We start from the raw sequence: 15,838 nt of genomic DNA on the forward strand, positions 1-15,838 counted from the left end.
CCTGATGATCTTTGCGTCAGGCGGTTTTTATATGAAAAGTGAAAAGAGAAAATACAGTAAATTAAAAAAATGGGCAGGGAAATTACATCTCTGGCTGGGTTTAGCTTCCGGAATTATCGTTTTTATAGTAGCTGTGACCGGATGTATTTTTGTGTTTCACGATGAGATCAAGGATATAACCCAGGATTGGCGTAAAATTCCGTCTCAGGAGTCTGCGTTTGTTCTTCCCTCTGTCATTCAGCAAAAGGTAAAAAAACGATTTCCTGATGCAGATGTAAGTATGGTAATTTACCAGGACAGGGAAAGGCCAGGGCATATTTTTACTATTCTGAATGAAGTACCACATAATATTTACTTTAATCCCTATACTGGTGATCTTCTGAAAATTCAAAATTTAAATAATGATTTTTTTACTATTATTCAGGATCTTCATATGCACCTTTTATTGCCTGAAAAAATAGGAAAACAGGTAGTCGGAGTCTCAACTCTTATTTTCATTGTAATGCTCTTTACCGGAATTATTTTATGGTGGCCAAAGCAGAAAAAGAGTTTTAGGAAGAATTTAAAGGTGAAATGGGACGCAAGGTGGCGGCGCAAAAATTATGATCTGCACAAATCTACAGGAGTTTATCTCTCAATATTTGCAATGTTTCTTGCAATCACCCAGTCTTAGTTTTTCTTACGAGTGGATGCACGAAAGTTTTTATACGATAGGAAATCTTGGAAAGCATTACCCCGAGGATGAGCCCTCACCAATAATTGCTCCCACAGCTTCTCCTACAACGACTCCGGCTATAGATTTGGCCTTTATTCACACCCTGGAAATGCAACCCGGAAGCAATATGTCTTTTGTTTGGGAGCAGGGCCACGATGCTCCCATTGTTTCAGGTTCTTATCCGGATGCATTGGAATTTGATCATCAGTCTAATTTTTATTTTCATCCGCAAACTGGGGGACTTCTGGTTAAACATTTATATGAAGATAAGAGTTTTGGACTGCAGCTACAGGAGATGAGCTATGGTTTGCATACCGGGCAATATTTGGGCTTAACAGGAAAAATATTAGCTTTTGTAGGTAGCTTGTTTGTCGCCACTCTTCCGGTTACGGGATTTGTAGTATGGTGGGGAAGGAGAAATAAATCAGGGAGAAGGAGATTGAATGAACTAAATTAAATTGAAATTATTTTTTTGGCTTTTAATTCAATTCCCGGAGAGGGTACCTTAACAGGTAATTTCTTCCAAAAGCAGCAGAATTAAAGAATCATTTTTTTCTTCAGCAAATGAAATTCTATATCTTTGTCCTTAGCTATTCCTTCAGGATGAAACTAAAATTGGTTCCTGATAAATTATTGAATCTAAATCTTAACTGGTTTGGGAGCAAAAGAGTTTTTTCTGACTCTTTTGTTATATAAGAAGTTGTGTTGTTCCCGACTTTTCGGGAGTGTGGTTGAAATACTGATTTTTAATTAGTGTTGCACCAATGAGAAGCTTTTTTCCATTTGATTGGAAAGAGGCTTTTTTGTTTTTTTATCTAAGCGTTTTCCCATTCTTTTTTATTGTGTTTGCTTTACTCCAGCTTATGCAATAATACAAGGTTCTCAATTTTTTCAGCCTTAATTTAGCAGTATAGGTTAGCACTTACTATCCATTTGCAATTTCATCTGAGGAAGCATATTATATTGATTGCCAATAATGTAAGAAATTCTGTAAGTTTTATTCTAACCAATGCATCTTGACAAATAAGCAGGTATTTCATCTAAATCTTTTTTGAGGAGTTTCTTTTTTAAATAGATTTATTTCGTATTCAAGTCTCCCTAACTCCTGGTACAATTTTCTCCCCACATTTTTTTGAAGTAGTGGTATGTTTTATCGCTGCAATGCTCTCTAATGGAAAAAATTTATCAAACCACTTGTACGTATAAACCTTAATTCTCTTATTATGAAATCAATTAAATTATGTTCTGCATTAATCTTATTTTTAGCCCTAACAGTAGGCTGTGAAAAAGAATCTATTGAATCACCTGAAATGGAACTAACAGAGAAGCAGAAGCCAAAAAATCTTTACGATTTTGTTCATTCGGGTGTTGACCTTGAAGCTTATATTAATAAAGTTCAGAAAGTTGAGGCGAAATCAGCAAACTTAAACAAATCCCATGCTGAAAACTCTTCTTTAGATAAAGGTGCAGTATTTTTTAATACTTTCTGTAATAATTTAACGGTGGAGGGTTTTGAAGATGGTCGTATAGCCCCGGATGATGCCGGAATTTTTTATGGACCCTTAAATTCTCTATCCTGGGTGGGAAAATTTCAGCCAAATGAAATAGAAGTAGGTGTTGAGATTTCTTCTCTAAATCCCGATAGTGGAAAGGAATCCATTATTGGACTTTACGGTCAGAAGGTGCGATCTTCTTATTCGAAAGTCATCTATGCTCAAACCGCGGGTGATGAACTTGTAATAAGATTTGTTCCTAATGTGCAAAGTGTGAGTCTTGAAATTTTAAGTTTTCCATATGCAATGGAAGCTGGAACAGACGGTACTGAACCTACTCCAGTTCCTATACCAGAAGCTTCACAAGAAGTAACTATTGAAGTGACATTTTCTACAGGTTTGGTACAAGAAATTGTGAAAGCTTCTTTTTCGGGTTTATTTTGGGGAACTACGGGGAAAGAAACCATTTCTCAAATAGTCTTGTCATCCTCCCATAATGATGCCTGGGTGGGTGTTGACAACATTGCTTTTGGATTATGTGAAGATAATGACGCCGATGGCTGTGTAGATTATGAGGAAGATGTTTTAAATGATGGGTATCTTAATTCTAACCTTGAGGCAACAGTACACCTAGGAGCCTGTAATTCGGGAGTGCCGAATTTAGAGACATTGGAATGCGGGGTATGGATGTCTGATTTATTTGATCAAGTTGAAGGAGGTTCTTATCTCACTGAAGGGCTAAGACGAAATGCCATTACAACAGTTGCTAATAATCTTGTCAAGGAGGGTCTCATCACTCAACAGCAAAAAGCAAGTATATTAGGGTGTAATTAGGAAATATTAATGTTCTATACAAGAAGAGGCCCTTTTCTAAGGCAATTTTAAATGGCGTCTTAATGTTTTGGGTATTGGTTTAAATAACATCTTCTTTGTAGCTCCTTTTCGCAAATTATAGAATCCTTTACTTTTTTTTAACGCTCATTTTAAAGAAATTAATAAGTAGCTAAAATTATCAGCAGGAAGCTTCTCCATTTTTGGAGGAGCTTCTCTTTTTTGACCATTTAGTAATTTTAAGTTTATCAGGAAATTCGTTAAAATCTCCGGTTAATGTAACAAACAGTTTGTTTTTTACAATAATTATTAATTTCAAAAAAAACACATTTTTCCACTGTTAATAAGCCATGAGACTGCTATTATATCATTAAAGCATGAGGATTATTATATAATTAGTAAAAAAAGTCGAACAAAATTTTTATAACTAAAACGATTTAGTATATTAGCTAGTATTAAACTGGTGTTAAACTGACCAAAAAATTAACATTAATGAAAGAAACAACTACTACTAAATTTTTCAGGAAAAAAACCTGTTCAAAAATGAGAAAAGGCAAAATGTCTCTGCTGGGTCTATTTCTAATTTTTCTTGGCTCGGTAGCTCAACCTACCTTCGCCTTTCAGCAGGATGATGGTTCAATTACTGTTAGCGGTACAGTCACAGATAGTAATGGCATGCCTCTGCCAAGTGTGAATGTTCAGGAATTAAACACCACAAATGGTGTTCTAACAGACTTCGATGGGAATTATTCTATTAAAGTAAGAAATGCAAATGCAATTCTGGTTTTTAGTTATGTTGGTCTAAAGACCGCAGAGATACCTGTAAATGGAGAGTCAAACATCGATGTCCAAATGGCCAATGATGCGCAGTCTTTAGATGAGGTGGTTCTCGTGGGTTATGGAAGACAAAAGAAAATTAGCGTTGTTGGAGCTACCTCTACTATTAAGGCTGAAGAACTTGAATTGCTGATTGCAAATTTAGGAACAATGTTAGCCGGACGTATAGCTGGTGTGACAGGGGTTCAAAGAGATGGTTTGCCAGGTTTTGATGGAGCCGATTTATGGATACGAGGAATTTCTACATTCGGAAATTCAGGGCCTCTAATTTTGGTAGATGGAGTTGAGCGTTCTCTGGATAATATTAATCCCAGAGATATTGCTTCATTTTCAATTTTAAAAGATGCTTCTGCAACCGCTGTATATGGAGTGCGTGGTGCAAATGGAGTAATCTTAATTGAAACAAAAAGAGGTAAAGAAGGCAAACCGAGCGTTACATTAGATTATTACGAAGGTTTAACATATTTCACACAAGTGCCTAAAATTGTTGATGGGGTTCAATATATGAATCTTGCCAATGAGGCTTTGACAACCCGTGGCGAAGTACCCAAGTATTCCCAGGAGTATATTGATCTTACAGAATCTGGTGTAAATCCAATCCTATATCCTAATGTAGACTGGTTGGACGAACTTTTTAAAGATTATGGACGGAATAGGCAGGCTTTGCTTAACGTTAATGGTGGTGCTCAGGACGCACAGTATTATGTTTCATTGGGTTACTATGATGAAACAGGATTGTTTGTAACAGACGGGTTAGAGGATTATGATTCCGGTACCCGCTTTAAACGTTACAATTTCACTTCTAATCTCACTATTGATATTACCAAAACTACCAAAATTAATGTGGGAATACAGGGTTACCTCTCAGAAGGTACTTATCCGGGAGCAACAGGTGGTGATGCCAACAATGTTGATGTGAATGGTATATTTGGTGCAGCTCTGGAGGTACCACCTGTAGAATATCCTGTTTTATATCCAGGAGGTTTTGTACCGGGGAAAAGTGCAAATGGAGGATTAAGAAATCCTTATGCCGATGTTGCATTGAGAGGGTACAGAACTCTTACAAAGAACCAGTTAAATACGAACCTTAATATTGGTCAGGAGCTATCTTTCCTAACAGAGGGATTATCTTTAAATGGTTTGTTCGCATTTGATACCTATAGTGCGCAAAATTTAATTAGATCTAAAAGACAAAGTACTTATTTTGTTGATCAGGATTTTCCTATTACAGAAGATGGTCAATATGTGTTAAATGAAACATATACATCTGGTAGTGAATTTCTTGGTTATTCTAATAATAATGGAGGGAATAGAAGATTTTATTTGCAGATGTCCCTTAACTACGATAGAGCGTTTGGAAAGCATGCTGTTAGTGGATTGTTACTCGCCAATAGAACAGATTATGTAAATGCGTTTGCCGGAAATTTCACAGATGCTATTCCTTTTAGAAATCAAGGTCTTGCAGGTCGTGCTACTTATGCTTACGACGATAGATATTTCTTCGAAGTAAATGCTTAGTTACAATGGATCAGAAAACTTCGCGCCCAATAACCGTTATGGTTTTTTCCCTTCTGTAGCAGCTGGTTGGGTAATTTCCAACGAAAAGTTTTTTGAACCTCTAAGCGGTACAATTGATTACCTAAAAATTAGATATTCCGATGGTCTTGTGGGATCAGATTCTGGAGCTGGAAGATTCTCTTATTTAAGCCGGGTTGAGGGAGCTGATGGTTATACTTACGGCTCTAATGGTGGTAACGGTATAGGTGGTATAGCAGAAACGTTTACAGGAGTAGACGTTCGTTGGGCCGAATCCAGGAAACGTGATTTAGGTATAGAAGTAAATGCTTTTAATAATGATTTAAGAATTATTGTTGATTTGTTTACAGAACGAACAGAAGGAGCATTTCTTAGAAGAAGTGATATCCCCAATTACATTGGTTTGAATTCTGATCCATTCGGAAACCTTGGGGTCATTGATAATAAAGGATTTGACGGAACAATAGATTACAATACTATAATCGCACAGGAATTAAAACTTGGTTTTAGAGGTACTTTCTCTTATAATAAGAATAAGATTATTGAGAATGGAGTGCCTGTTCAGCCATTTCCCTGGTTAGATCGTAGAGGGACGGGATTGATAGCCAATGTGGGATATGTTGCTGAAAGATTATTTACCTTAGAAGATGACATTGATGGGGACGGATTTATAACCCCAGATGATGGTTTTCCAACTCAATTTGGACAAATCCAGCCAGGTGATATCAAGTATCAGGATCTGAATGAAGATGGTCAAATTGACGCTTTTGATAGAAAAGTTCTGGGAGATGGGGATGTGCCTGCATTAACTTATGGTTTTGGAATAACTGCACAAATCAAAGGTTTTGATTTTAGCGCATTTTTTCAGGGGCAAAACTTTTCAGATCGTTTTATTGGTGGCGCCGGAATACAACCCTTTCTTGGGGATGGAGGAGAAGGTACTTTTTATGAGGCCAGCTTAGATAGATGGACACCAGAGAATAATGATCCTTATGCTACTTCACCTAGATTGTCTTTTGGATCGTCCAGTGCCGGATCAAATAATAACAGACAAAACAGTACCTGGTGGCTAAGGGATATCGATTTTTTAAGACTTAAAACTGCGGAATTAGGATACACTCTTCCTGTAGAATTAACAGAGAAAGTGGGAATTAATAATTTCCGGATCTATGCGAGAGCTACTAACATTTTCACGATTAGCGACTTTAAAATATGGGATCCGGAATTGAATACTAATAATGGTAGTCGTTATCCAAATGTTTCTGTTGTAGCAGTGGGAGGAACCTTCCAATTTTAAAAAATGACCGTGAGAAATAGATCAAAAAAAATAAATAAGATGAAAAAATTATTCATTGCTATAATTAGCACAATTTTTATCGTATCCTGTAATGATGATTTTCTAGATCAGGTGCCTGATGACAGGTTAACTTTTGAAGATACTTTTAAAACTGAAGTAAATGCACAACGCTATCTTGCAAATGTGTATTCCCAAATTCCAAGTGAATATGCTCAACGATATACAACCTCAGACAATTCCGGTCCCTGGACAGGAGCTTCTGATGAGGCGGAATACGTATGGGGATTTCATATGGGGAATTACTTAAATGTAGCCGATTGGAATGCAACAACTCAAGAGGTAAGTAATTTGTGGTCCAACTTTTACAGAGGAATTCGATCTGCTTCCACTTTCATTGCAAACATTGAAAATTGTGCAGATTGTACACAAGAGGATATTAAGCAATATACTTCCGAAGCCAGAATTTTAAGAGCTTTTTATTACTATAACTTAATGAGATCCTGGGGTCCGGTACTTCTTTTAGGTGATACACCAATTCCTCCTGATGCCGATTTGGAGGAGCTTGGATTGCAAAGAAATTCTATAGATGAAGTAACTCAATATATCACTTCTGAAATGGATATAGCTATTCAAGATCTTGAAAATGTTTCCTTTGAAGAGACCAGTGAGGCTGGAAGAGTGGGTGTTCCTTTTGCAATGTTTGTTAAGCAAAAAACGCTCTTGTTTGCAGCAAGTCCTTTATTCAATGGGAATACACAATATTCAGACTTTGTAAATTCAGAAGGTGAGAATTTAATTCCTCAAACTTATAATGAGCAAAAGTGGAAAGCAGCAGCAGATGTTTCCAAAGCTTTCATTGAAATGTTCGTTCCGAATAAATTTAGATTATATACCGAACAGAATTCTGACGGTTCTTTAAATCCCTATCTATCGGTTCGTAATGTCATGATTACCGATTTTAATGAAGAAATAATTTATGCGCGTCCACGAGGTGGAGATGCTTACACGTATGATATTACTCCTTATCATCTTGGTGCAGACGGTTGTAACAGAGGTGGCGGTGGCTTGAGTGCAACCCAGGCAGCAGTAGATGCTTTTTTTACGTCAAACGGTAGGTCCATAGATGACCCTCAGGCTAATTATACTGAAGATGGATTTTCAGAATTTCAGGCACCCTTTGATTTTACTACCAGAACAACCTACAATCCCTGGACTAATCGAGAGCCTCGTTTTTACAATAGTATAACGTACAATGGAGCACTGTGGTTAAACCGTGGAGGTGGAGATATATTTACTAAAACCTGGTATGGTGGTAACTCAGGAAGAAGAGCTGGTACAAATGATTATCCTCCAACGGGATATGTTGTTAGAAAATCTTACCCTGTGGGAGAATGTTACCCCTCCAGAGCCTTACCTATGTTTAGGTTAGCAGAATTATATCTGGATTATGTTGAGGCCTTGAATGAGTATGATCCGGGAAATGCTGATATCCTGAAATACCTGAACCTCATAAGAGAACGAGCAGGCATTCCTCTTTACGGTTCTCCTGCTCTTGAAGCGCCATCATCTCAGGCTGAGATGCGTGAAGCTATCCACAAAGAGCGTCGCGTTGAATTGTTCGTGGAAAGTGTAAGATATTTTGATGTAAGGCGTTGGTTAATTGCTGATGAAGTTTTGGATGGACCCGCTTATGGAATGGATATAAATGCCAGGGAGGAAGCCGATTTCTACAATATTGTAGAATTTGAGAATAGGGTATTTAGACCTCAGGATTATTTATGGCCTATACCCCAGGATGAAATAAATGCTAATCCATCCCTAAACCAAAATCCAGGATGGTAATTTTCAATTAGCCGGGGAATTTGCCCCTCTTAATTGAGAGGGGCAAAATCTTTTAAAATAATTTAAAAATTTACAGATAGACATACCTTTTTTGATGAATACTAAAAAACATTATGTATTATGAAAAGAATTACATCGCAAATACTTTTGGTGGGACTATTCTTATTTTTACAATCATGTGAAGAAGATAATAGCTCATTTATAGATGGCTTACCAGATTCAATTGTAAACACAGATCCTGAGGGTTCGCCTCCCAGAGGCTTTACGGAAAATTATAACGGCCACGACGAAATACTAAACAGGCAAATTTTATCTGGTTCGGTAGGTGTTTATTATGATCCCGAAGTAGATCGCTCTATAGAATGGCCACTTGAGTTTTTTCCGAATGCCTGGAGTTATATAACCAATACGTATGGAAAAATTGGTTCAGTAAATAGTCTTTATGTTGTAGGACATGGTGAGGAAAAACCGAGTTTTTTCTCCACTTATTTCGACGAGGAAACAGGAAATAGAAATATTATCGATTTTCCAATATTGAATTCTGAAATGACTCCGGAAACGACAGATGAGGCCATAATGTTGTTGGCTGATTTAGTTGAAAATGCGAATAATAATGTAAAAACAGCGCCAGGCTCAGAAGTTTGGGGAGATGCATTTACAGAAATTTTTACTTATGATCTCTATGTGGGTCTTGGAATGGAAGCAGATGCTGAAAGAGTTAAGGCAGAGTACATGGAAACTACATTTAATGGAGTTAACTGGTTCCGCGATTTCTTCCTTCCATTGTATGAGACTTATGATGGTGCAACCACCTTCCGAAGATTTTTTAATTTATTATCATCCAATTATCCAATTGACGGCGACCAATATGCTAGAAATTTAACTTTAGGTGAAATAGTACACTTTTTTAGTGGATCTACAGGTGACGATTTAGAAGACCTCGCACAAGCTGCATTTAATTTTGGTGATGTTAATCAACAGGAATTGTTGCAGGCACGAGGTGAGTTTCCTAGTTTGAATTATCCGTTTGAACCTGCTTCAGAATTAATAGATGTGACGAGTGTAGGAAATGCCAGGATAGAGGTTAGCAGTGAAAATGGTTCTGGTCCAGAAGGTGGAGAAGGATCTACCAAATTAATAGATAACAATCTTTCGACCAAATTCCTTACATCAGGCTTTCCAAAGGAATTTTATATGCAACAAGTTTTTGAAACACCACAGGTTGTAAATCGTTATACTTTTACCTCTGGTAATGACGCCCCAGACAGGGATTATAAAACCTGGGTATTACTGGGTTCCAATGATGGTGGAAATTTTGAAGAATTAGATTCGAGAACTGATATTACCTTCTCGGAAAGGAACCAAACAAAGGAGTTTATTTTTGAAAATGAACAGGCTTTTAGGTACTATAGAATTAGATTGGATGCCAATAATGGAGGAGGTCTTATACAGCTCTCGGAGTGGAGATTAATAAATCTAAAGCTGCTTACTTTTGGACCACAGGATGTTACTGGTCTAGGAATATTAACAGTAAACCAAGAAAATAGAAGTGGTGCAGACTCTAATGAAGGTTCAACAAAATTAGTAGATAATGATCTTACTACAAAGTTCTTAACTTTTGATGTTACTTTTCCATTGGACCTTACGCTAAACTTTTCACCAGGGGTGAGGGTAACTAAATACTCCTTAACCTCGGCGAATGACGCATCTGAAAGGGATCCGAAAAGCTGGACGCTGTACGGTTCGAATGATAATGAGAATTTTACTCAAATCGATCAAAGGACAGATATAGTTTTTGATGAAAGAGGACAAACTAAGGAGTTTTTGGTTGGTGATAATATGGATACATACACTTACTATAAACTGGAGATAAATGCTAATGGTGGAGCCAGTCTTTTCCAGGTTGCAGAATGGCGTCTATTTGCAGAATAATATTTTTAAGATAGTTGTGCTTCTATAAATAAGTTCAATCAAATTATTAAAAAAAGCCGGGATAACGATTCCCGGCTTTTTAATTCAATATTTCCAGGTCCTGAAATAATAGTCCAACGTTAATTCAGTATAAGTAAAAATTATAGATTAGAAAATATTCGAGAGGTTCTTAGCTCGATCATTTACTTTTCTATTCGACTTTAAATGCACACCTGTAATACAACTCCGCACCAAATGTACTTACCAGGATATATTTTTTGGTTCAGACGTTTTCTTTATTCTGAAGTGTATATTTTATAGGCTACTTGATTAATATGAATTAAGATGGCTTCGGTCCTGCTGCTCCCGAAATTTTACGTAAACCGGAAAACGAACTTCACTTTTCACAAGGTATCCAACGTTTAAATGGTTAACGTAAATTTCTTTATTATCGATTAGCACAATTGATATTTTATCAATTTCATCATTACCTATTGGAGAATTAAGAAAGAAAAAGAGCAATAAAAATGAATAGAGTGAAATTTTTCATAAAATAAGTTTATATTTATAAATAAATCGTTTTAGCTAACCTAATGTGATGTGAATCAGGTGATAATTATTTGCAAAACAGATTTAAATTTTATCCTGATGGATTCTTAAATGTGGAAGAGCAGAAGAAATTGCTATTCTATAATCTTTTCACTTAAATGGGAATGGATCCTGAAGGAATTAAACTCAAATATAAATGGCAACAACTAACACAATGACCTTTTCAAATCAATCCTTAACATTTTTCCTTCTCCTGTTTTTGGCCTTTACGCTGTTCAAAAGATGAAGAAGGGGTGGAGGAACCTTTAAATGCGACTTTAAATATTTCAAAAAGCGAATTGATTTTTACAGCACAGGACGATAAAAAGAGCTTTAACATCCAATCAAATTCTAAATGGGTGATAACTGTGGAGGATGATTCCTGGTTTAGCCTCAGTAAAACTGAAGGTGAGGGTAATGATGAGATATTTGTAGAACCCTTGGACCATACTGGTACAACAAGAAGATCTTCCAGTATAACGGTTAAAGCGGGGCAAAAGGTCAAAGCAGTGAGTATTGTTCAGGATGGAGTTGAAAGTGCTGAAAACAAATTTCTTAACCGTGCTAAAATTACTATGAACAGTATTTTTAGCAATATGTGGAATGATACCGAAAAGGTTTTTTACGATAAATACCCTAACGAAAGTGCAGGACGCTCCTCTAACTTTTCTTCCAGGCTTCCCTACGATAGAGGCTTTACCTTTTTATGGGGCTTTTCATCTGTGTTTTCCGGTTATAATGCCCTTACCCATCATACAAAAACTGAAGGTGGCTATGAAGAGTATTATGATTTATACGGGGATGCTCTTTTTGACGGTCTTGCTGTTTATGACAATTCAGATAAGTCCCCTCCCGGTTATGCATCTTTTGGGAACAGTCATGACGACCGATATTATGATGATAACGTTTGGATTGGAATTGACTTTCTTGAATTATATGAACATACTCCGGAAGACTGGACCCTTCAGAAGGCAAAAATCGTTTGGAATTTTATTATGAGCGGCAGGGATGAAGTTCTTGGAGACGGAGTTTATTGGAAAGAAGGTGACCACAGCACCAAAAACACCTGTTCTAATGCACCAGTCGTGGTTATGGGAGTTAAAATGTACCAGGTGACACAGGATGAGCAATATCTGGTCGCGGCAAAAGAGTTGTATGCCTGGACAAAAGAAAATCTTCAGGATCCGGCGGATTATCTCTATTGGGATAATATCCGTACTGCCGATGGTTCCATAGATGAAGCTAAATACCACTACAATTCGGGCCAAATGATGCAGGCTGCGGTTTTATTGTACAATGTCACCGGGGAGCAACAATACCTTACAGATGCACGAACTCTTGCAGAAGCCTGTTATCAGCATTTCTTTGAAAATTACATTACTACGGGAGGTAACCAAATGAGAATAGTCAGGGATAGGCACATCTGGTTTTCAGCAATTATGTTTAGAGGTTTTGTTGAATTATATCAGGTAGATAATGAGCCAAAATATATAGACGCGTATGAGGATTCTCTTGACCTTGCCTGGCAAAATTCCCGTGATCCCGAAAGTGGACTTTTCATTGGAAGCTTTAAGGGAGCCAGTGAAAGTACTGTTATTAATACACAAAAAGAATTGCTGGATCAGGGCGGTTTTATTGAAATGTTTGCCAGAATGCACAATGTGAAAAATGGAATTGAATAATACTAAGCACTATATAAATTTTAGAAAAAATGACTTCTGATGATTTATATACAATGCGTAATAGCCAGTCTTAAATCTTGTTTGAATAAAAAGTAAATTCTGATATAATGAAATTATTTTATGTTACCCTTCTATTTATTTTTTCTACTTTTTGTAGTTGGTCTACCACAAAAGATCCATTAAAAAACCTTGTTGATTATGTAAATACATTACAGGGTACAAATTCAAAACATGAATTAACCAGGGGAAATACTTATCCTACTACAGCTTTACCTTTTGCCATGAACACCTGGACGCCACAAACTAGGTAGAAACGGTGATGGCTGGAAATATCAATACTTTAAAGATTCCATTAGAGGGTTTCAACAGGCGCATCAATGTAGTTCCTGGAGCAACGATTATGCAGTCTTCTCTTTGATGCTTAGGTTGTTGGAAAACTGGTGCTGGACGATGAGGCCAGGGCAGCAAAGTTTAGTCACGAAAAGGAAGTAGCCAAACCTTATTTCTACAAGGTAGAGCTTGAAAATAATATAACTACAGAAATGTCGCCTACAGAAAGAGGTGTGCATATCCGTTTCTCTTTTCCCAAAAATCAGGATGCTTTTGTTGTCCTTGATGGATATACAGGAAGAAGTGAAGTTAACATAGATGTAAAAAATAGAAGAATAACGGGCTATGTTCACAATGGAAGAGGGATGCAAAGATTTGAAAACTTCAAAAATTACTTTGTAATTCAATTTGACAAACCTTTTGTAACAACTGGAATTTGGGAAAACAGGAATGGCAAAAAATGGGAGAACAAGACTTCAGAAGAAGGGGAAGGTATTGGTGCATATATTAGATTTAAGGATGGGCAAACGGTCCAGGCTAAAATCGCTTCTTCCTACATCAGCGCCGAACAGGCTGAACTTAATCTTGAAACAGAATTAGGGAAACATCGAAAATTAGAAGACACCAGGGCGGCCGCTAAAGATATTTGGAACAGGCATCTAAACAAAATAGTTGTTGAAGGAGGTACTGAGGAGCAAATGAAAACCTTTTACTCCTGCTTTTTTAGAGCCAGTTTATTTTCCCGGAAATTTTATGAAATAAACAAAGAAGGAGAACCCTACTACTATAGCCCTTACGATGGAAAGGTCCATGACGGTTATATGTATACAGATACCTAGGCTTTTGGGATACTTTTAGAGCCCAGTTTCCTCTTAACGCTCTTTTATATCCAGAAATGCAGGGGAGGTATGTTGCAGCACTGCTTGATGCACAGGAACAATGCGGCTGGTTGCCATCATGGTCTTTCCCAAGTGAAGCCGGGAGTATGATAGGAAACCATGCAATATCCCTACTTGCAGATGCCTGGGCGAAAGGAATTAGAACTTTTGATCCTGAACAGGCCCTTGATGCTTATTATCATGAAGCAACAAACAAAGGACCGTGGGGTCCCGCCAATGGAAGACATGGGTGGAAGGAATATTTCACTTTAGGTTATGTTCCTTATCCTGAAATTCGTGAAGCGACAGCTAAAACTTTAGAATATGCCTATGACGACTGGTGTGGTTATACGCTTGCTGATATGACTAAGAATCAATTCTATAAGGATGTTTTTGGCCGTCAAATGTATAACTATAAAAATGTTTATGATCCCAAAACCGGCTTTATGAGAGGCAGGAAATCCAATGGAGATTGGGTAGAAAATTTTGACCCATATGAGTGGGGTGGGCCTTATACAGAGGGAAATGCATGGCATTACCTCTGGTCAGTTTTTCAGGACCCACAGGGATTAATAGATTTAATGGGTGGAGAAGAGAATTTTAATAAAAAGCTGGATTCAGTTTTTACTGTTCCGAACACTATAAATGTAGGGACTTACGGAGGAAGGATTCATGAGATGACCGAAATGGAAATGGCCAATATGGGACAGTACGCTCACGGTAATCAACCCATTCAACACATGATCTATCTATACAACTATTCCCGTGCACCATGGAAGGCCCAAAGCAGAGCACGTGAGATAATGGAAAAAATGTATAATTCTACAGAAAATGGCTATCCAGGAGATGAAGACCAGGGGCAAACCTCGTCCTGGTATGTTTTAAGTGCGCTTGGATTTTATAGTGTTACACCCGGAACAGATCAATATGTTTTAGGAAGCCCTGTATTTGAAAAAACAACAATCACCCTTGAAGATGGTGAAAAGTTTGTGATCGATGCCAGAGACAATAACAAAGAAAATGTTTACATCCAATCGGCTTCCCTTAATGGAGCTTCTTATTCTAAAAATTATATTAGATACCAGGATTTGACCGCCGGAGGAAATTTAATTTATCAAATGAGCAAAAATCCTAATAAGGATAGGGGAACAGACATTGAAGACAAACCTTTCTCTTTAACAAAGGCAACTGCTCAAAATTAATAACAGGAATATAGTACGTCTTATGGGTAAACTATTTTTTTTCTTGCTAATAATTATCTCAATTTCAGCAAGGTCTCAACAGCAAGAAACCTTTAAAAGAGGAGATCTTACTCTTGTGTTTATTAATGAGGATCCTCAATTTAAAGCAGAAGTAAAAAATGACCTCATCAATACATTTTTTGCTGTTTATCCAAAATTGGTACAAGCCTTTAATCCTGAAGCTATAAAAACACTGGAGGTTAAAATTGATACCTCTTATAAAGAGGTGGCATATGCACACAATGGAAAAATTACAATAAGTTCTGAATGGTTGCGGAAGAAGCCGGAGGATATTGATGTTATAACTCATGAAGTAATGCATATTGTACAATCTTATCCAAATCACAGTGGCCCCGGGTGGCTTACAGAAGGTATTGCAGATTACGCACGGCACGTCTACGGTGTTGATAATGTTGGAGCAGGATGGTCTTTACCTGCGTACTCTTCTAAAAATCACTATACCCAAAGTTACCGTATAACCGCTCGATTCCTACTATGGATTACTCAGCAGTACGATAAGGATTTCGTTTTTAAGCTGGACAAACATCTAAGGGAAAAAACTTATGACCAGGAACTTTGGGAAAAATACACCGGGAAATCTCTGGATGAGCTTTGGGCAGCATATCAAAAAGCTCCCGGGATCATTTAATAGTTATC

At 37.2% G+C, this 15,838-nt stretch carries 11 protein-coding genes and 1 pseudogene; all 12 read left to right on the top strand.

All coding sequences use genetic code 11. From position 1 onward, the window contains the following. Nucleotides 1-31: 31 nt before the first annotated feature. The 12 genes and pseudogenes from LZ575_RS22840 to LZ575_RS18160 all read left to right on the top strand — a co-directional run bounded on the left by LZ575_RS22840 (nucleotide 32) and on the right by LZ575_RS18160 (nucleotide 15,830). Nucleotides 32-673 (top strand): PepSY domain-containing protein, encoded by a 642-nt coding sequence (locus LZ575_RS22840; protein ID WP_255702679.1) that lies wholly within the window; start codon nucleotides 32-34, stop codon nucleotides 671-673. Nucleotides 674-689: 16 nt separating this feature from the next. Next, a complete protein-coding gene (locus LZ575_RS22845) occupies nucleotides 690-1,172 on the top strand; it encodes a PepSY domain-containing protein (protein WP_255702680.1) in 483 nt (160 codons plus the stop codon). Between the two features lie 766 nt (nucleotides 1,173-1,938). Continuing rightward, a complete protein-coding gene (locus LZ575_RS18125) occupies nucleotides 1,939-3,042 on the top strand; it encodes a hypothetical protein (RefSeq protein ID WP_235326259.1) in 1,104 nt (367 codons plus the stop codon). A 489-nt stretch (nucleotides 3,043-3,531) separates the two neighbouring features. Continuing rightward, a complete protein-coding gene (locus tag LZ575_RS22850; protein ID WP_255702681.1) occupies nucleotides 3,532-5,394 on the top strand; it encodes a SusC/RagA family TonB-linked outer membrane protein in 1,863 nt (620 codons plus the stop codon). Further along, entirely contained in the window at nucleotides 5,387-6,709 is a 1,323-nt protein-coding gene (locus tag LZ575_RS22855) for a SusC/RagA family TonB-linked outer membrane protein (RefSeq protein ID WP_255702682.1), read from the top strand. The genes LZ575_RS22850 and LZ575_RS22855 overlap by 8 nt, the downstream gene beginning before the upstream one ends. Nucleotides 6,710-6,748: 39 nt before the next feature. After that, complete coding sequence (locus tag LZ575_RS18135) at nucleotides 6,749-8,551, top strand: RagB/SusD family nutrient uptake outer membrane protein (protein WP_235326261.1); 1,803 nt, start codon at nucleotides 6,749-6,751, stop codon at nucleotides 8,549-8,551. 120 nt (nucleotides 8,552-8,671) lie between these two features. After that, nucleotides 8,672-10,483, top strand: coding sequence for a discoidin domain-containing protein (locus LZ575_RS18140; RefSeq protein ID WP_235326263.1), 1,812 nt, complete (start codon nucleotides 8,672-8,674; stop codon nucleotides 10,481-10,483). A gap of 821 nt (nucleotides 10,484-11,304) precedes the next feature. Beyond that, nucleotides 11,305-12,732 (top strand): glycoside hydrolase family 76 protein, encoded by a 1,428-nt coding sequence (locus LZ575_RS18145; protein WP_235326265.1) that lies wholly within the window; start codon nucleotides 11,305-11,307, stop codon nucleotides 12,730-12,732. A 107-nt stretch (nucleotides 12,733-12,839) separates the two neighbouring features. After that, entirely contained in the window at nucleotides 12,840-13,043 is a 204-nt protein-coding gene (locus LZ575_RS18150) for a hypothetical protein (protein ID WP_235326267.1), read from the top strand. 129 nt (nucleotides 13,044-13,172) lie between these two features. Beyond that, on the top strand, nucleotides 13,173-13,901 hold the full coding sequence (locus tag LZ575_RS22860) for a glycoside hydrolase domain-containing protein (RefSeq protein ID WP_255702683.1): 729 nt from the start codon (nucleotides 13,173-13,175) through the stop codon (nucleotides 13,899-13,901). 44 nt (nucleotides 13,902-13,945) lie between these two features. Then, nucleotides 13,946-15,142 (top strand): annotated as a pseudogene (locus LZ575_RS22865) (GH92 family glycosyl hydrolase); the annotation flags it as partial. Nucleotides 15,143-15,164: 22 nt separating this feature from the next. Beyond that, nucleotides 15,165-15,830 carry a basic secretory family protein gene (locus LZ575_RS18160; RefSeq protein ID WP_235326269.1) on the top strand — a complete coding sequence of 222 codons (666 nt, stop codon included), beginning with the start codon at nucleotides 15,165-15,167 and terminating at the stop codon, nucleotides 15,828-15,830. The last annotated feature ends 8 nt before the right edge of the window (nucleotides 15,831-15,838 follow it).

The sequence above is a fragment of the Antarcticibacterium sp. 1MA-6-2 genome, from assembly GCF_021535135.1.
Classification (GTDB): Bacteria; Bacteroidota; Bacteroidia; order Flavobacteriales; family Flavobacteriaceae; genus Gillisia.